The sequence below is a fragment of the Exiguobacterium sp. SH5S13 genome, assembly GCF_004337085.1.
Classification (GTDB): Bacteria; Bacillota; Bacilli; order Exiguobacteriales; family Exiguobacteriaceae; genus Exiguobacterium; species Exiguobacterium aurantiacum_A.
On sequence record NZ_SJUS01000005.1, the window covers coordinates 1 to 17,803 of the forward strand.

At 49.0% G+C, this 17,803-nt stretch carries 14 protein-coding genes, 1 rRNA gene, 1 pseudogene and 2 riboswitches; of the genes and pseudogenes, 6 read left to right on the top strand and 10 right to left on the bottom strand.

Going from position 1 to position 17,803, the window contains the following annotated elements; translation table 11 throughout:
- A 16S ribosomal RNA gene (locus EVJ30_RS04335) occupies positions 1-111 on the bottom strand; the annotation flags it as partial.
- Between the two features lie 334 nt (positions 112-445).
- On the opposite strand from EVJ30_RS04335, the pseudogene EVJ30_RS04340 reads away from it, so the two are divergent.
- A pseudogene (locus EVJ30_RS04340) lies at positions 446-1,279 on the top strand (VanW family protein).
- Positions 1,280-1,298: 19 nt separating this feature from the next.
- Here the strand turns inward: EVJ30_RS04340 and EVJ30_RS04345 are convergent.
- The 6 genes from EVJ30_RS04345 to EVJ30_RS04370 all read right to left on the bottom strand — a co-directional run bounded on the left by EVJ30_RS04345 (position 1,299) and on the right by EVJ30_RS04370 (position 9,647).
- Positions 1,299-2,660: an NCS2 family permease gene (locus EVJ30_RS04345; RefSeq protein WP_131458890.1), complete on the bottom strand. Its 1,362-nt coding sequence runs from the start codon at positions 2,658-2,660 to the stop codon at positions 1,299-1,301.
- 88 nt (positions 2,661-2,748) lie between these two features.
- Positions 2,749-2,850, bottom strand: a riboswitch (purine riboswitch).
- A gap of 132 nt (positions 2,851-2,982) precedes the next feature.
- Positions 2,983-4,506, bottom strand: coding sequence for a glutamine-hydrolyzing GMP synthase (guaA, locus tag EVJ30_RS04350; protein ID WP_070329119.1), 1,524 nt, complete (start codon positions 4,504-4,506; stop codon positions 2,983-2,985).
- A 111-nt stretch (positions 4,507-4,617) separates the two neighbouring features.
- A riboswitch (purine riboswitch) is annotated at positions 4,618-4,718 on the bottom strand.
- Between the two features lie 41 nt (positions 4,719-4,759).
- Positions 4,760-6,856: a transglutaminase domain-containing protein gene (locus tag EVJ30_RS04355; protein WP_131468132.1), complete on the bottom strand. Its 2,097-nt coding sequence runs from the start codon at positions 6,854-6,856 to the stop codon at positions 4,760-4,762.
- On the bottom strand, positions 6,853-7,920 hold the full coding sequence (locus tag EVJ30_RS04360) for a DUF58 domain-containing protein (protein WP_131458892.1): 1,068 nt from the start codon (positions 7,918-7,920) through the stop codon (positions 6,853-6,855). The genes EVJ30_RS04355 and EVJ30_RS04360 overlap by 4 nt, the downstream gene beginning before the upstream one ends.
- Positions 7,917-8,870 (bottom strand): AAA family ATPase, encoded by a 954-nt coding sequence (locus EVJ30_RS04365; protein ID WP_070329107.1) that lies wholly within the window; start codon positions 8,868-8,870, stop codon positions 7,917-7,919. The genes EVJ30_RS04360 and EVJ30_RS04365 overlap by 4 nt, the downstream gene beginning before the upstream one ends.
- A gap of 171 nt (positions 8,871-9,041) precedes the next feature.
- On the bottom strand, positions 9,042-9,647 hold the full coding sequence (locus tag EVJ30_RS04370) for a flavin reductase family protein (protein WP_131458893.1): 606 nt from the start codon (positions 9,645-9,647) through the stop codon (positions 9,042-9,044).
- 234 nt (positions 9,648-9,881) lie between these two features.
- Here EVJ30_RS04370 and EVJ30_RS04375 point away from each other — a divergent pair, with 234 nt between their 5' ends.
- Together EVJ30_RS04375 and EVJ30_RS04380 are read left to right on the top strand one after the other, a co-directional pair.
- Complete coding sequence (locus EVJ30_RS04375) at positions 9,882-11,720, top strand: ATP-binding protein (protein ID WP_236634179.1); 1,839 nt, start codon at positions 9,882-9,884, stop codon at positions 11,718-11,720.
- 205 nt (positions 11,721-11,925) lie between these two features.
- The gene (locus tag EVJ30_RS04380) at positions 11,926-12,246 is read left to right on the top strand and encodes a hypothetical protein (protein WP_131458895.1); all 321 of its coding nucleotides are present in this window, start codon (positions 11,926-11,928) and stop codon (positions 12,244-12,246) included.
- A 59-nt stretch (positions 12,247-12,305) separates the two neighbouring features.
- On the opposite strand, the gene EVJ30_RS04385 is transcribed toward EVJ30_RS04380, so the two are convergent.
- Entirely contained in the window at positions 12,306-13,568 is a 1,263-nt protein-coding gene (locus EVJ30_RS04385; protein WP_131468136.1) for a helix-turn-helix domain-containing protein, read from the bottom strand.
- A 268-nt stretch (positions 13,569-13,836) separates the two neighbouring features.
- Between EVJ30_RS04385 and EVJ30_RS04390 the strand changes: the two genes are divergently transcribed.
- The 3 genes from EVJ30_RS04390 (at position 13,837) to EVJ30_RS04400 (ending at position 16,303) form a co-directional block, all read left to right on the top strand.
- Entirely contained in the window at positions 13,837-14,514 is a 678-nt protein-coding gene (locus EVJ30_RS04390; protein ID WP_131468138.1) for a hypothetical protein, read from the top strand.
- 64 nt (positions 14,515-14,578) lie between these two features.
- The gene (locus EVJ30_RS04395; protein ID WP_035386619.1) at positions 14,579-14,779 is read left to right on the top strand and encodes a hypothetical protein; all 201 of its coding nucleotides are present in this window, start codon (positions 14,579-14,581) and stop codon (positions 14,777-14,779) included.
- Between the two features lie 195 nt (positions 14,780-14,974).
- Positions 14,975-16,303: an N-acetylmuramoyl-L-alanine amidase family protein gene (locus EVJ30_RS04400; RefSeq protein ID WP_236635982.1), complete on the top strand. Its 1,329-nt coding sequence runs from the start codon at positions 14,975-14,977 to the stop codon at positions 16,301-16,303.
- Positions 16,304-16,338: 35 nt separating this feature from the next.
- Here the strand turns inward: EVJ30_RS04400 and EVJ30_RS04405 are convergent, their stop codons facing one another.
- Together EVJ30_RS04405 and EVJ30_RS04410 are read right to left on the bottom strand one after the other, a co-directional pair.
- The gene (locus EVJ30_RS04405) at positions 16,339-16,869 is read right to left on the bottom strand and encodes a GNAT family N-acetyltransferase (protein WP_236634150.1); all 531 of its coding nucleotides are present in this window, start codon (positions 16,867-16,869) and stop codon (positions 16,339-16,341) included.
- Positions 16,870-16,885: 16 nt separating this feature from the next.
- Complete coding sequence (locus EVJ30_RS04410) at positions 16,886-17,737, bottom strand: CPBP family intramembrane glutamic endopeptidase (RefSeq protein ID WP_131458900.1); 852 nt, start codon at positions 17,735-17,737, stop codon at positions 16,886-16,888.
- Between the last annotated feature and the right edge of the window lie 66 nt (positions 17,738-17,803).

Sequence of the window (17,803 nt, forward strand, 5' to 3'; positions counted from 1 at the left end):
TCATTCCGTCGACTTCCCCCCGAAGGGTTCCGTCGATTTCCTGCGCTCGACTTGCATGTATTAGGCACGCCGCCAGCGTTCGTCCTGAGCCAGGATCAAACTCTCCAAAGAATTTGATATAGCTCTTGAAAATGACGAAGCTTGCGCTTCAATCAAAACTTGTAAAACTTTTTTTGCCTCATCGTTCAGTTTTCAAAGTTCGTCTGTCGCCGTTAGCGACTAAATGATAATAACATTTCTTTTTAAATCATGTCAACAACTTTTTTCTCATTTTCCGAAAGCGTTGTTGGCAACAGAGATAACTATATCATCCCCCAAACTGCCTGGCAAGCATTATTCTAAAAAAACTTCAGAAAAATTTCTCTTCTCTTTTTCATTAAAGAAGGAATCACTCTCCGCTACTCGAATACGTTCCCTATACTCATTCACAGAAGGTGGCCACAACATGCAGCAACTCCAACCAAAACACAGGTCGCCCCTACGTATCTAGGCTGGGACACAAGCATATACGCTCAAACGAAGTCTCGAATGGATGACGGACGAGAAGCACTATGCGTCCACTAAAAGTAAAGCGCCGTTACCTCATTTGATCCACACCCATCGCACACCTTTATACAGAAGACTCCGTGATGTCGATATGGAAATGCAACGAAACAAAGTGATCAACCTGAACATCGCAATCAAGCAACTTAACAACTTGATCGTCCACCCTGGTGAAGTATTATCTTACTGGAAATCAATCGGGCGGCCGACGAAACGGAAAGGATATGTCGACGGCATGATCCTTCACTACGGCAAAGTCACTACCGGTGTCGGGGGCGGCCTATGTCAACTTTCGAATTTGATTTACTGGATCACACTGCACAGCCCACTCACCGTCACCGAACGTTATCGGCACAGTTACGATGTATTCCCGGACTCTAGACGCGACCAACCGTTCGGCAGCGGGGCGACATGTTCATACAATTATCTCGATCTGCAAATTATGAATCAGACAACCCAAACGTATCAATTGCTTCTATATATAGAAGGAGATGAACTTGTCGGCGAATGGCGATCCGACATCCCGCCGGCCGTCAGTTATAAAATATACGAACAAAACCACCATTTCACAAAGGAGTGGTGGAGCGGGACAATCCGGCACAATCAAATTTTCCGAGAAGTCATTTCACAGGACGGCACACTGCTACGCAATGAGTTCATCACTGAAAACCACGCACTCACGATGTATGATCCGTTCCTGCCAGAAAACACTGCATACAAAAAGGCCGACTCCTAATCGAGTCGGCCTTAGCCATTTAAGCGTGTGGCAAGAACATGAAGTATGCGAGGAAGATGACGAGCATTCCGTACACAATCGGATGAACCTCTTTCGCCTTCCCTTTCGCCATCATCATGAGCGGATACAGGATGAACCCGAGCCCAATCCCGGTCGCAATCGATGAAGTGAGCGGCATCATGAGAATCGTCATGAACGCAGGGATCGCAATCTCAAGCTTTCTCCAATCGATATCGAGAAGTGCTGACGCCATCAATACACCGACGATGATGAGCGCCGGGGCTGTGACTGCCGACGTGACGACTGCGAGAAGTGGCGAGAAGAAGAGTGCTAGTCCGAAGAAGAGACCCGCAAATACTGCTGTCAATCCAGAACGGCCACCTGCAGCCACACCCGCTGACGATTCGACGTAAGATGTCGCTGTCGACGTACCGAAAATCGCACCAGCGACTGTAGCTGTCGAGTCAGCCATGAGTGCTTTACTCGCACGCGGTACTTTGTTGTCTTTCATGATGCCCGCTTGACGAGCGACCGCAACGAGCGTACCCGCTGTATCGAAGAAGTCGATGAAGAAGAACGTCAAGATGACGACGAGCATTTGTACCGTGAACACGTCCGCAAAGTTGATGAATGCTTGACCGAACGTTGAAGACATGCTCGGCGGCATCGAGACGATATCCGAGATCGCCGTCGGTGTCGGGACGAGGTTGAAGATCATTCCGACGATTGCTGTCGCGAGCATCCCGATGAAGATACCACCTTTAACGTTTCGGACCATGAGAAGCGCTGTGACGACAAGACCGAATACCGAGAGAAGCGTCGTCCCTGTACCGAGTGCACCGAGACCGACGAGCGTCGCTTCGTTGGCGACGACGATACCGGCGTTTTTCAATCCGATGAAGGCGATGAAGAATCCGATACCAGCGGCGACCGCCATTTTAAGCGGAGCCGGAATCGCATTGACGACCGTCTCACGAATACCTGAAAGTGTTAACACGATAAAGAACAATCCTGAGACGAGAACACCCGAGAGCGCCGTCTGCCACGGGATGCCCATCCCGATGACGACACTGTAGGCGAAGAAGGCGTTAAGCCCCATACCTGGCGCGATAGCGATCGGGTAGTTGGCGAATAGCCCCATCGTGACCGATCCAATAAGTGCGACGAGACCGGTTGCCACGAAGACGGCACCCATGTCCATCCCAGCAGCCCCGAGCACGTTCGGGTTGACGAACAAGATGTACGCCATCGCGAGGAATGTCGTGAATCCTGCGACGAGTTCGGTTTTCACGTTCGTTCCAAGTTCATTCAACTGGAAGTGACGTTCGATCCGGCTTTCTGACGGTTGATGTTTCGGTTCTTGCTTGAGCTGTGTGCTCATTGGTTTTCCTCCTTGGCTCGCCGTAAAACGAGAAAGGTCCCCGATCAATGACCGAGGACCCCACGCGAAACATACAGGGACAGACGTCCCCTTATATATGTCTCGCCGTAGTGAAATCATTTAAGGTGATTTCGTAGAGACTCTCGGGCCATATTCCCGATATTATACGGCAAAATTTAATTTGATTGTTCGGATATGAATAAGAACGTTTTTATCTTATCAGCGTTAAAATTGAATGTCAACAAAATGACGGATTTTATTAATATTTTTTCGTTAAATGTTCGGAATTAGACAAAAGCAGAGGGGTTTCCTCTGCTCAAGTTTATTCCCACTCGATTGTCGCTGGTGGCTTCGATGTGATGTCGTACAGGACACGGTTGACGTGACTGACTTCATTGACGATTCGAACTGAAATCTTTTCAAGCACGTCCCAAGGGATGCGCGCCCAATCCGATGTCATCCCGTCAATCGACGTCACGGCACGAACGCCGACCGCATAGTCGTACGTCCGCTCGTCACCCATGACCCCGACCGAACGGATCGGTGTGAGAACGGTGAAGTACTGCCAGATATCACGTTCGAGTCCAGCCTTCTTCACTTCTTCGCGAAGGATCGCATCAGACTCGCGGACGATTTCGAGCTTCTCTTCCGTGATTTCACCGAGGACGCGAATTCCAAGACCCGGTCCCGGGAACGGCTGACGCCAAACGATGTATTCAGGAAGACCGAGTTCTGTCCCAAGTTCCCGTACTTCATCTTTAAATAGCGTGTTGAGCGGCTCGATCAACGTGAAGTTCATATCTTCAGGCAGGCCACCGACGTTATGGTGCGACTTGATCGTCTGCGCCGTGTCGGTACCGCTCTCGATGATATCCGTGTAAAGCGTCCCTTGGGCAAGGAAGTCCATATCGACGAGTTGAGACGCTTCTTCGTCAAACACGTAAATGAACTCATTGCCGATAATTTTCCGCTTCTGTTCCGGATCAGAGACGCCGGCTAATTTCGCCATAAAGCGTTCTTGCGCGTCGATTTTGATGACTTTCATGTTGAATCCGTCAGCAAACGTCTTCATGACGCTATCCGCCTCGTTTTTCCGGAGCAAACCATGGTCGACGAACATACACGTCAACTGGTCTCCAATCGCGCGATGGACGAGTGCTGCGACGACAGATGAGTCGACACCGCCAGACAAGGCGCAGAGGACTTGTTTATCGCCGACGATCTCGCGGATCTTCTCGACTTCGATGTCGATAAAGTTCTCCATCGACCACTCGCCTTTGGCACCACACACTTCATAGATAAAGTTTTTCAAGATGTCGTTGCCGTACTCCGAGTGACGTACTTCCGGATGGTACTGGACACCATACATTTTGAGGTCGTCGTTTTTGATCGAGGCGACCGGGCAAGACGGGTTCGTCCCATCGACGATGAACCCTTCAGGTGCTTCCATGACGAGGTCACCGTGGCTCATCCAAACCGTGTGCTCAACTGGCAAGCCTGTGTAAAGGGCAGATGCTTCAGGTGTCGAGAACAGCGTCGCTTTCCCATACTCGCGGTGGGCCGCACGTTCGACGCGTCCACCAAAGTGATGCGTCATCAGCTGCATGCCGTAACAGATCCCAAAGATCGGGATACCGAGTTCAAAGATTTCTGGATCGCAGCGGTACGCACCTTCCGCGTAAACGCTGTTCGGTCCGCCCGAGAAAATAATACCGGCCGGGGCAAGTTCACGAATCTCGGCAGCGGTCATCTTATGGGAATGAAGCTCACTGTACACCCCAAGGTCACGCACTCGGCGTGTGATCAACTGATTGTATTGTCCTCCAAAGTCGAGCACCAAAATCATTTCTTGTTCTATCTTCACAAAACCTCCACCTTTCTGCCTTCATCTCAAAAAAAGAGCGAGCCTCTCCCACGGATTCACCAAACCGAAGAAGAAGCACGCCCTTTTTTCTGTATACGAAACGTGCTCCTTCATAGTCGGTCCATTTACGGTGGTCCGGTAGAGACTCTCGCGCCAATTCGCGAGTATATACGAAGGAATGCTTTGTTCAATTGTCTAACTAATGCGTCTATCTTACTGTATGCACCCGTTCACTTCAACTCATAATTCGGCGAATCATGATTTTCCAATATTCTTTATATTTTGAATTCGGAGTTTGATCGGCGTAAAGGCTCTGTTCGAACAAGCGCGTCAGGCGCGTCATTTCGTCCGATTCGTAGTACGCATCGACTTCGGCCGCGAGCTCGGACGGCGTCCGGCCCTCAACTTTAAATCCGGCGCCGCGAAGCCGTTTCACGAGATAACGATGCATCGCCACGAGCCGTGGTTCATTGAGCGGACGTCTCGTCCACCAGAGGACCATAATCAACCGTTCGAGTGACTTGCGGTTCCAGACGAGCAAGGCGACTGCGAACACGATGAGCACCCAAGCCCAAACCGGTATGTTCCACGACTCGGTCGCCGTCTCACCTGTCGCGACGTCGTCGAGCGCCAAGTCTTCTTGCGGACGGTTCGTCTGTTGATTGTTTTGGTTCGCCTGAGGGTCGTTCGCCACTGGATCATCTGCTCGGATGCCCGATTCCGTCTCGACTTGCAACAAGTTGGCGTCAGAGAAACTGATCGTCGCCTCGAGCGGCACCCAACCAGCCCCTTCCACGAAATACTCGACCCACGAGTGGGCGTGGCGGTTTCGGACCGTATATTCTTCCTCACCTTGGATGACTCCGCGTGTATCCCCCATCGTAAAGCCTTTCACCCATCGTGTCGGTACACCGTTCGCCCGCAAGAGCACGGCAGCTGACGTCGAGAAGTTATCACAATACCCGACGAGCGTATCGAACAAGAACTGGTCGACATAGTCGGTCTCACCTTCCGGGGTCGCCACATCTTCCGTATCATATTGGAACTCACCTGACCGAAAGAAGGCTTGGATCGCTTGAGCTTGTTCGTATGGGTTCTCACTGTCGGCCATAATCTCGACCGCTAAATCACGGACCCGGTCCGGTAGCGTTTCCGGCAACTGCAAATAGGCTTGTTGTTCCTCATCCGTCAACGTCATCACCGGTTCGTTCAGTTCGAGTTGTTGTTCTGTAAATGCAGGAACGCTGTATCGCAACTGAATCGTCTCCGGCGTCACTTGTCCGTCATTATCGAATACGATTTTTCCGGAAGGTCGAATGTGGATTGTCTCATTCGGGAACGACTCTTCGATGTCTCCGACGAGGAACTCCTTCCCACTCTCCGTCTCTGCCGCCTGCGGGTACTCCCCGCCATACGGAACGAACGACTGGCGGCGGTCAAATCGGAGCAACGCCTGCTCCGGGGTCGTATCGACCTCATCGTCGACGAGTTGCCCCCGGTTATAGTCAGAATCGAGGACAGGGGCTTCGACCCATCCTTTACCCGTGTAAATCTCTTTCGCCTCGATGCGCCAATAGCGGGCCGGCACACCACGGGCGATGAAGACGATGCCGTCATCTTGTTCGAACGGACCGCCGAGCTGTTCGTCGTTCACGCCGTAACCGACGCGGCCGCTCCCTGAACCGCCCTCGTTCAAAGCGTTTTGGAAACTCGTCGTCACCCGATCGGACCAGTCCCCTTCGATTGTCGGAGACACACTGCCGAGCACGATGACGACCGCCGCGAGCAGGCCGATGCTGACGTAACGGACGAGCGATTTGCTCGGACGCTTCGCCACATCGGTCACGAACAAGAGGAAGAGCGATGCCAAGATGGCGAATAGGATGTTACTTTCACCATCATAGAGCGTCCACGTGTCAAAATACGCCATCAACCCAAGTGTCGACACGATCATTCCGAGAACGAAGCCGTAGCTCGGATACGTCCGGCCGACCAAGATGGCAAACAAGACACCGATGAGCGCCATCGCCGAGAAGAAAATGGCTTCTTCAGGCAGCGCCCCGCTCAATACGCCCGTCAAGTCGTCGAGCCATAGCCCGAACCAGTCGAGCAAACTGCCGTGATAAATGTAGAGGACAGTAAAAAAGTTGAGGACGACGACAGCGATAAAGCCGTACCAAGGGAGCAGGCTCGCAAACATCGGCACGAGCAGCAAAAATAAAAATGGCCAGTTCACATCAAACGTCGTGCTTCCGACGATCGGTTCAACCCAAAATGACAACAAGTAAGCGGCCAGCGCCGTATAAACAATTCGCTTCACCCACTCGGTCATGTCGTCACCTCATTCGCCGTATAGAGATGATAGCTACCTTGGGTCTCATGCATGAGTTCGCGCACCCATTTCGTCTCAAACGGGCTGATCAAAATCAAGTTGCCCGTCTCTTGCGGCAAGTTGCGCTTGACCCGCTCGACGAGACGGCCTTCCGGTTCCGGCGTCGCCGTCAACAGATAATGCCCAAGCTCGGCACTTTGGTCCGGCAAGTGGAACAAGCGGACTTGCTCTTCGATGACGTACAGTTCAAACGGCAAGTTTTTGCGCTCGAGTTGCCGAATCGCCCCGACGAGCAGTGATAGCGAACGTTCGAACGCTTCCTCATGCCCGGCCGAAGCCGACGGCACGAATACGAGCGATAGTTTCTTTTCTTGCTCTTGGTCGAACGTCTTCGTCATCAAGTTGTCTCGACGGGCCGACGCTTTCCAATCGATCCGGCCGATACGGTCTCCGGCCGCATACTCACGGACACCGCTCGTCGTGTTGGCGACTTCGGTATATGTCCGGGTGCGCCGATATTGCTCGCCCCGTCCGCCGACGTGTTCATCGCGCGGCAAATCGAAAGGAAGTTCAGCCGGGGAGACTTCGACGACCGTCTCAATCCGAAGCGTCCGTTTACGGTCGAATAACCCAAAGACGTCACGCACGTGAAAAAGCGTCCGGTCAAACACATGAATGCCACGTTTAATGTGTTCCACTTCATAATGGACCGTCTCACTGCGTCGAAAGAAACGATCGACCGGGATCACGATTGGATCCGTCACCTCGGCCAAGCGCGGTGGCGGTGTCTCTTCGAGCGTGACGACACCGACGAGGAACGGGTACTTCCGTTCGATTCGAAGTGCCACGTCCATCGTCTGCCCGGAGACGAGGCGTTTTGTCGTGACGCGACGAGATACGTTCGCCGCCGTGACCGGATACACCATGAACAGCGTCCAGTACACGGTCAAGACGAAAAATGACCACCATAGCGTCGACGCGACGATACTCCCTTCGATGCGAGCGAACGCATAAAGTCCGAATGCCGCCGCCCAGACGAGGAACAGCTTCATCCAATTTTTCATACTTCCTTGACCTCGCGATCCATCGGGACAGGAAGTGTGTCGAGCCACCCTTTGACGAGTTGCTCTGACGTCTTCCCTTTATAGCGCGCTTCCGCCGTCAACAATACCCGGTGCCCGAGCACGCTTCCCGCGAGCGCCTTGACGTCATCCGGTAAGACGAAATCACGGTTATGGATGTATGCCCACGCCTGAGCCGTTTTCATTAGAGCGAGCGTCGCCCGCGGACTTCCGCCGAGGTATGTGAACGGGTCGTTCCGCGTCTCATGAATCAAGCGGACGATATACTGCTTGACCGCGCTCGAGACGTGGACGTCGCGTACTTCACGCTGCATCTGTTCCACTTCTTCTTTCGAGATGACACTTTGCAACGCTTCTAGCGGTTCTGCCTTCTCGAAACGGGTCAACAAGGCAATCTCCTCATTGAATGACGGATAGCCCATCTCGATTTTGAGAAGGAAACGGTCGAGTTGGGCTTCCGGTAACGGATACGTCCCTTCATGCTCGATCGGGTTTTGGGTCGCCATGACGAAGAACGGCGACGGAAGAATCTTCACTTCGCCGTCAACGGTCACACTGCGCTCCGCCATCGCCTCTAAGAGCGCCGACTGCGTCTTCGGTGACGTCCGGTTGATCTCGTCGGCTAGGACGATGTTTCCCATAAGCGGACCGGGACGATATTCAAACTCTTTCGTCTTTTGGTTATACATCGAGATGCCCGTCAAATCGGACGGGAGCATGTCTGGAGTGAATTGAACGCGTTTAAAGTTAAGGTCGATGGCACGGCTGAACGCACGGACGAGCATCGTCTTCCCGACACCCGGGACATCTTCTAACAGCACGTGACCTCCGGCAAGCAAAGCAGTCAAACTTTTCGCGATGACATCTTCTTTTCCGACGATCACCGTCTCAATGGCGGTGATGATCGATTGAATGGCTGGACGATAAGACATGGCCGACTCCCCTTTTTCTCTTGTTCCTGTCTCTTCCGAAATTCGAATGTTCTGATTTTATTGTGACATATTGAGCCGCTTGAATGAAAGAAATACCTCGTGCGAATCGGCTTTCCGTTCTTTACCCGAAAACAGGCGCCCTCTCTCCAAAACGAGCGGGCGCCTGCCAGATTATTTAGGTCGTTCAATCTCGAACTGTTCCCCGATTTTGGCATAAAAATCGCCGGCCAGACGGCTAATCGGTGCCAATTGCGCTAGGTCGACGCGCCCGGCTTGATACAATTCGGGATTGACATGAAAACGGACGACACGGGCGATTAAAACATCGGCCGTCACTTTTCCGTCATGTTCAATCGGAACGTGATGATGAAGTTTACACTCCATCCGGATCTTCGCTTCTTTGACACCCGGCGTTTCAATCACGTCACTCGGTTCGAGCGTGAACGTCGTCCGGTCGAGCTCACTTTCCTCCGGCCCTAGGTTCGCCGCCGTCTCATTTACGAGTGCGACGTTCGTCTCATCGACGATATGAATCACGAGTTCTTCCGTCGCAACTGCATTCCGAGCCGTATCTTTCATGACGCCGTCTTTCCGTTGGATGGACACCGAGACGAGCGGAGGGTTTGACGCGATGATATTAAAGTAACTGAACGGGGCAGCATTGATGACATCACCGTTGCGCGTCGTCACAAAAGCAATCGGCCGCGGGACGATGCTCCCGATTAAAAATTTATACGTGTCTCGTTCAGTCAATGCAGTCGGATCGATTGATAACATAGCCCACCTCTTCTTTCATCATATTGTTACTTTCAAGCTAGCTGTTTCGAATGGACGATGTCAAACGTAAGCGCATCGGAATGTGTAGGATCATTAAATTAGGGGTAAATCTGTCTAGATATATTAATTAGATAAAAAGAAAAATCAGACGATTTCTCTTTATGTATATTTCGATTATTTGATGAATGAATGAAGTGAAGTGGTTTTTAGATATGGAAGGAAGTAGAGAGAATTATGAGCAAGTGGGTTGAACAATTGGACAGTCGCCAAATACTCCGCATCTTATACGGAGTATGTATCGCCAGCCTCGTCTTGACCGGGATCGGAGCTTGGTTCGTTCGAGACGGGACTGTCTCGTCAAGCGAACTGATGTCGCTACGTTGGATCTGGGTAGTCGGGTTAGCCATGTTTATCGGAGCTATTTTATTAATCGGGCGACCGCTCATTAAACGGACGTCTGCTCAAAATGAAAACATGCACACGAAGCAACAAGAGATGCAAAAAGTGCTCGAGGAATCAAAACAAAACGAGATCAAACTACAATCCCGAAACGAATTAATTGAAGTGCTCGCCTCAAAGGAATCGCTGTTCGATTACTCGTCGGTCATCGAAAAAATCGTCTCGTTGACCCAAGCAGAATTCGGCGCGTTGCTGCTCGTCAAAGACGGAGAAATCCATTCGGTCGTCCCAAACGGAATGACCGAGGAACAACAAGAGAGCTTAATCGAAAAATCATATCTATTACAACGTACCATGACCTCACAAGCACTCGAGGCGACGTCGAAAAAAATTGCCGACGATGTTCACAACTATCCTTACTATATCCACGAGACGGCCATCCCGGTAAAGGATCCGTCTGACGGCACGATGATCGGGTGCCTCTATCTCGCTTGTTATGACGAACAGTTCGATGCGAGCGAAAAGTCGGAATTGAACGCGTTCGCGAATCAATTAGCGATTTCCTTGCTACGGACGCGCCTTTACAGTCAGATGCAACAAGACCGGAAAGAGACGGCCCAACTGATCAACTCGGTGCGCGAAGCGATCCTCTACTTGAACTATGAAGAACAGACCGTCGTCGGTAACCGGGCTTTCGTGCGCATGTTCGATGAGCTTCAGTTCGAATACAAAGGCTATGAGGAATTGGCCACCGTCTCGATCGATATCGAACAGTTGGCCGAACGCGTCGACCAACGTGAGTTGTTCATCGACTATATCGAACGCGTCTTCAACCAAGACCCTCCGGTAGACGGACTTTCGATCTCGCTTGACCAGGGGGATTGTCACCTCCAAGTGTATGCGGAGAGTATTTACCGGGACGAGACGCTTCACGGAACGATGCTCGTCTTACGTGATGTGACGGCCGAAACCGAAATCGACCGAATGAAGTCCGAGCTCGTCTCGACCGTGTCTCATGAATTACGGACGCCGCTGTCATCGATTTACGGGTTCACAGAATTGATGCTCGAACGTAATTTGAAAGACAGCCGCCGCGAATTGTATTTGAAGACGATTCATGACGAGGCGAAACGCCTCTCCTACTTGGTCAGCGACTTCCTCGACCTTCAAAAGATGGAGGCCGGAAAACAGACGTTCGAGTGGGAACATGTCGATTTGTATACACTAGCACGTGACAGCATCACATTCTATCAAGAGACGACCGACCTGCACCACATTCACCTCGACGCCGACTCGGCCCAAGATTTTCATATCGAGGCAGATCTCGGCGGGATGCAACAACTACTCGGCAACTTGCTCAGCAACGCCATCAAATACTCACCAGAAGGCGGCAACGTCCTCGTCTCGCTCGAACGGATCGACGATCAAGTCGTCATAAAAGTACGCGATAACGGGATCGGCATCCCTTCGTCCGCTCTGCCGAACTTATTCGGAAAATTTTATCGTGTCGACAATTCGGACCGTCGTAAAATCGGCGGGACCGGGCTTGGCCTTGCCATCTGTAAGGAAATCACTAAAGCACACGAAGGCCACCTACACGTCGAATCGATTTACGGTGAAGGCAGCACGTTCATCTGTGAATTACCAACTTTAAAAGAAGCGGTTCATCAATGAACACGATTGGCATTTAAGCCGATCGTGTTTTTCCACCGCCTTTTGCTTTTTAATAAAGGAATCTTTTGGCATAATATAGAAAAACAATAGCAACGGAACAGAATTCGTTCAGTCGGTTATACCCACACCAATATTTTTACACGTCTTTTATAGAAAAGAAGTTATACTAAGGAAGAAGAGAGACACACGATTGGAGGTCATGAAGTTGGATCACCAGGACCCACCCGCGTTTTCAGAGTTAGGCGACTTTAAACAATGGGGACGTTTTGATTTAAACGTTCCACTTCAAGGTGGACAAACCGAACTCCAGATTGCCGTATCAATCGTGAGAAACCACATCCCGCTTCGCTTAGGTGGTTTTTACATCATCGCGAACGAGGATCATATCCTCCACAGCGGTTCCCACGATTCAAACTTGCAAAAGCACATCATCCACTTGATCCAACAAGTACAGGCAGGGCATGCGGAACAAGAGTCACTTCTCCATGAATCGTTTTGGACGATTCACTATTTCACCACACCATGAGAGAGACGATTCGGGCGTCTCTTTTTTTGCGCGTGAAAAAACGCCTCCCGAGGGAAGCGTTAATCCCATCTCGACATGATCGCGATGGATTTTTCATAGTACTCGGTAGCTAGTTTGTACTTTCCGTTTTCACGAAGCTCACGCGCAAGCCAGAGTGCGTATTTGTTTGTATATAGATATTCGTCAAACGACTCAAAGTATTGAACCGCTTTCTTTAGGCTGTTCATCAAACTAAGTTTGTCTTGTTCTTGATAACAATTTTTATAAACTTCAAAATGATAAACGAATTCTTCCAATCCTTTATTATCACCTATAATTTCATACCCTTCTTTAAGCCAATTTACAACCCCGCTTGAATCCTCTTGATCAGAATAAACCTCAATCAGTGAAAGAACGCTGTATAATTTGCTTTTAGGGTCAACTTTATAGGATAAACTTTCAATAAAAAACTTTAAGGCCTTTTCTTGATCACCAAGTAAAGAATATATTTCGCCCATATTGTTGTAGATCATGCCATTATAGTATTTTAAATCAGTCGCGCTTGTTACTTTAGTAGCACGTTCATAATGCTCAAGAGATTCAGCGTACCGTTTACGCCGCTTATAGGAAAGACCAATAATTAAATAGCATTCAATGATGCGTTCCACATAGAAATTATCTTTAAAATAAACAAGTGCAGTTCGGACATTCTCAATTGATTGTAAATAATCTGTACACTTATAGTACAGCCCCCCCATAATGTAACGCATATCTGCAATTTCCCAATCAGGAATATTCGAAGTACTTAACTGTTCATTAAGTTTTTCCATCAACCTTAACGCTTCTTCCTTCTCATTTGCGTGGAAGCTAGCCAAGCTTTGCATTAGTAAATATCGTAATTTATTATCATGATCAAGCTGATCTTCAATCCAACCAATCTCCGATAAATATTGTCCTTTTTCACCAGGCATAAAATCAAATCGTGCTAAAGTGATGAGGAGTGTAATGTACAATTCTTTAGACTGGTTTACGACCGGATTAGAAATATATTTTTCGATTTGGGATCTTTTATCCTTATCTTTTCTGGTTAAAATTGCTTCTTTTAATATATCTGTCATCTCTTCTTTTATTTTTTCGACTTGTTTACTGAAGTCGAAATAAAGGGGAACTGTTATGTCTAGCTTGTTAAAAATTAATTCTAGTACTTCCTCACTCGGTGAAGTTTGATTATTCTCGATTTTACTCAAATAAGAAACTGAGCAGACTCCTCTTGCTAAGACAGATTGCTTCATATTTCTTCGCATTCGCTCTACTTTAATAAGGTTACCGTAGTTATATTCCATCTCAAGTAGTAGCTCCTTTGTCCTAAGAATACGTGAAAATTGTAATACTTTATTGCTAATTCGTATTTCTCAGGAAAATCACTGTTCATCCCCCTAGAAAATTCGATGTTTCAAAGGTTCGTTTTCCCAACCGATAGCTTACCTTTCGTACCAGTGTTAATGATAAAATTTAACTACAAAGAAAAATTAAGCACAGTAATTATGGGTAGAACGATTCATTTTTAAATTTTTAAACAGGAATTTGAATTCTCGGAGGTGAATATACGAAATGGGTAAATTAAACTTTCTACTTGCAGAAGATTACATTAAACCTAGAATTTACTTTCAGGCGAAGCAAACTTCTTCTTTCAAAGCTTCCTATTCCTATGCTGACACTAATCAGTTTGAGGGATTAGAGCATTTAACCCAATTGTTACGTTCATCTAAAGGCTTTATCCTCAACGCGTTTCAAATCGATTACTATCAAGCTTTACCAAAATTAATCGCTAGAACGCTTCAAGAAAATCGTTCTCATAAAAAGCTATACATTCTTGGCCCTGAACTGTCTCTCTCTATTCTAAAGCGCAGTTCAAAAACAGTCTATGAGAAACATTTTCAAGAGTTCGGCTATATCAACATTGAACAGGATCAACAAATTGTTATTAGCCAGTGTCTATCTTTATTGAAAGAAGGACACATCCTATATATTCTTCCAGAAGCATCAATCTGTTGGCAACCAGAACCACTCCAACAGTTCGAAAATTCATTTACTCCTCTTTGCAGCACACTGCTCAGTCAAGAAGCCCATGTTCCAATTTTGTCATCTGCTACGACAGAAGAGTCTGACAAAGTTAAGCTGTATGAGCCGAACATGCCACAACAATTCATTGGAGATTTTGAATCACGGATTGCTCAACAATCTGAAGCAATTTACACATTGCTAGAATCTCCACTCTCTGACTACTGAGCAACATCACACTAGGGATCATAGCTTATCCACATAAACCAACACACATCGGAGGAATTTAATCATGAAAAAAGTAACTGGTATCTTCTTTATCGCAGCAGCAATTTTTCTGTTAGGTAGTTCATTTAAACCGCTAGCTGATGATTTCCCGCGTCTGACTAAAATTGATGCAATTGTAAAACCGGCAGCTGATGACTTCCCACGCCTTACAAAAATTGAAGCTCCAATCCAAAAATTCGCTGATGATTTCCCACGCTTAACTTAATACTTAATCGAGACGCCTCTGTGCGTCTCTTTTTTTATTCCGGGTGCGACTATCGTTCTATTTTTTTAAAAAAAGATAAACAATTTACATATTAATCTCCATTTTTTTCTTGTTTGCTTATATAATAGCGAAGACATGAAGACGATTTCATTTCATCGTTATTTCAAAGATTCAAGAAAAAGGAGCGAATCACGATTGAACATAGAAAAAACACCTTGGCATTTAAAACTCTTACTTAGCACATCCCTCGTCTTCACTGGTGCAGCAGTCATCCCGCTCGAGCTTTCACAGACCGGATTTGAATCAACTCGTGTCGAAGCGGCCACTACATATAAAACAACTGCCAATTTAAATCTTCGCCTTAGTGCAGCGACTTGGAGCAAAGTCCTTCTGACAATCCCAGCAGGCGCGACGATCAAATATATAAGCAAGTACGGCTCGTGGTATAAAGTCTCTTACGGTGGCAAGACGGGGTACGTCGCTTCACAGTATGTGAAGCAGACAACCACTTCGACGATGACGACTAGTTCAACGAAAGCCTATACGACAACCGTCAACTTAAATTTACGGAAAAGCGCCTCGACGAGAGGTACGATTCTGTTGACGATTCCAACAGGGAAACGAGTGACTTATGTCAGCACATACGGTTCATGGTACAAAGTGACGTATGGCGGACAGACCGGTTACGTCTCCTCACAATATTTAAAAGCTTCAAGTCCATCGACAACGACAAGCTCGACGAAAGCTTATACAACGACTGTCAACTTGAACTTGCGGAAGAGTGCCTCGACGACCGGAACGGTATTGCTTACCATCCCATCTGGCCGCAATGTGACTTACCGAGGGACGTATGGCTCGTGGTATAAAGTCTCTTACGGTGGGAAAACCGGCTACGTCGCAGCGCGCTATTTGAAAGCGGGCACAACGACGACACCCACTACTTCAACCGGATCAGGACGCACCGTCGTCATCGATGCCGGTCATGGCGGGAACGATCCGGGTGCGGTTTACGGATCTGTCCAAGAGAAAGTCATTGCACTCGACATCGCTAAGCGCCTGGCGAACACTCTCTCGAGCACGTACAACTATAACGTCAAAATGACTCGTGCAAACGATGGCTATTTATCCTTAGCCCAGCGTGTCTCGTTGACAAAGTCTTATAAAGGGAGCGCTTTTGTAAGCGTCCATGCCAACTCGGCACCGAGTACAGCCTACCACGGTCATGAAGTCCTCGTCCCGACGACGGAAAGCTACACGACGAATCCTTATGCCTCCGCAAGTCGTAACTTAGGAGCGGCCATCAACCGTGAACTCGGCGTACGCATCCCGACCATCCGCAACCGTGGTGTGAAATATCAAAACGTTTACGTCGTCGGAAAGAATACCGTCCCGTCGACGCTCGTCGAATACGGATTTATTAGCAACGCGAACGATCGCGCTCATCTGACGAGTACGACATATCGTCAACGGATGGCTGATGCGACTGCTTCCGGCATTCATCAATTCATGCGTTCATCTAACTAATTCAAAGAGACCCGGCTGAATGTTCAGCTGGGTCTCTATTTGTATTGCGTCACATCGCACCGCCAGATTTTATGAGGCGCGCCGAGTCCCCAGTAATGGTCGATCGTGAGTACAGGTGGACCCATCCGTTTTTCCCAGTACGTTTGGGAAGTCGGAAACCCCGCATCGAGATAAAAAATCGGCTGTCCCCTGCTCAACAGCTCGTCCATCACGTTTTTAAGCAAGAAATGACCGACCCCTTGCCGCTGCTCACTCGGCGTCACATAGATGCATCCGACTTCCGGTACGTCCGGCTCGACATCGAGATGTGCCGTGATAATCTCGTTCGGAGGAAGGATGGCCGCTGTTCCAACGATGACGTCGTCTTTTAGCACGACAAACAATTGGACAGTCTCATCATCCAAACTATCTTGAACGGTCGTATTCAAGCGGGCTACTTCCTCGTCCAACAAATCAGCGTCTTCAAACTGTTCCCGGCGGATCAAATCGCTCAGACTCTCCATAAACAAACGCTGGAGCGGTTTGACATCATCTCGTTCAAGCGGACGAAAGTTCAATATTTCCACTTCCCTCTATCCATAATCATACGTTTCCTTCTTTACCCGCGTCTCTGCCTACCGTAACGTTCGGTTGATGCGACCCTTCCACCGCCTCGAGTTGTTCGAGATGGTCATACCCGAGATGCCCGTGCGTCTTCCAGACGAGCACGATTGCCGTCGTGAACAACAAGAGCGTCAAATAAAGAAACCCGATTGAGACCTGCCCCGGCTCGATCAAGGGGACGAGGGCAAACGAGACGTTAAACGTCGTATGCAGTAAAAAAGCCGCCCATAAGTTCATCGTCGTGACGTTATATAACCACGAGATGATCAACGTAAACGATAGAATGGCGACGGCGTAAGCCCAAAACGGGAGGGATGCCTGTCCGGTGCCCGTCATCAAGAAGAGCGGAATATGCCAAACCGCCCACACCACGCCGACGAACAGGCTCGCCTGGAGCGGCGTCTTGTTGAGTTGCAGCGCGTCGAGCAAATACCCGCGCCAACCATACTCTTGTTGAATCGTTCCCCCGAGAAATAACATGTAGAGGAAGTACGGGATGACGAGCCAAGGTTCGTTCAACAGTAACGCACCGCTCGCATCGGTCAGCCAGTACGCGAGGACAAATAAGAACGGGATGAGCAACAGGCCGAACGCATAGTACTTACCAGCCATCCGCCACTCGAAGCCTCGCTTCCACAGTGTCCGCACCCCACTCCATCCGTTTTCTCGAAACGCCATATAACCGCCGGCCACGCTCGGTCCGAACGAACCGATCAAGACGGTCGCTAGAATCGGCAGGCTTGTCCACGTATAGAGCCCCCACCAGCTTAACCATGAGAACGCGAACGCGATGATGATAAACGTTATGACTTCTTTTCGTGTCGGGATCATGCGCTCCGCCTCCTTTTATATGTAGTTTACCCACTCTAGAAGCGACTTGCCTACTTCACCGGCAAA

What these genes read in the sequence shown, in the direction of transcription:
- EVJ30_RS04345 (WP_131458890.1), bottom strand. Translation starts at nt 2,660, where the DNA reads ATGAGCACACAGCTCAAGCAAGAACCGAAACATCAACCGTCAGAAAGC.
- guaA (WP_070329119.1), bottom strand. Translation starts at nt 4,506, where the DNA reads ATGATTTTGGTGCTCGACTTTGGAGGACAATACAATCAGTTGATCACA.
- EVJ30_RS04355 (WP_131468132.1), bottom strand. Translation starts at nt 6,856, where the DNA reads ATGACCGAGTGGGTGAAGCGAATTGTTTATACGGCGCTGGCCGCTTAC.
- EVJ30_RS04360 (WP_131458892.1), bottom strand. Translation starts at nt 7,920, where the DNA reads ATGAAAAATTGGATGAAGCTGTTCCTCGTCTGGGCGGCGGCATTCGGA.
- EVJ30_RS04365 (WP_070329107.1), bottom strand. Translation starts at nt 8,870, where the DNA reads ATGTCTTATCGTCCAGCCATTCAATCGATCATCACCGCCATTGAGACG.
- EVJ30_RS04370 (WP_131458893.1), bottom strand. Translation starts at nt 9,647, where the DNA reads ATGTTATCAATCGATCCGACTGCATTGACTGAACGAGACACGTATAAA.
- EVJ30_RS04375 (WP_236634179.1), top strand. Translation starts at nt 9,882, where the DNA reads ATGAGCAAGTGGGTTGAACAATTGGACAGTCGCCAAATACTCCGCATC.
- EVJ30_RS04385 (WP_131468136.1), bottom strand. Translation starts at nt 13,568, where the DNA reads ATGGAATATAACTACGGTAACCTTATTAAAGTAGAGCGAATGCGAAGA.
- EVJ30_RS04390 (WP_131468138.1), top strand. Translation starts at nt 13,837, where the DNA reads ATGGGTAAATTAAACTTTCTACTTGCAGAAGATTACATTAAACCTAGA.
- EVJ30_RS04395 (WP_035386619.1), top strand. Translation starts at nt 14,579, where the DNA reads ATGAAAAAAGTAACTGGTATCTTCTTTATCGCAGCAGCAATTTTTCTG.
- EVJ30_RS04410 (WP_131458900.1), bottom strand. Translation starts at nt 17,737, where the DNA reads ATGATCCCGACACGAAAAGAAGTCATAACGTTTATCATCATCGCGTTC.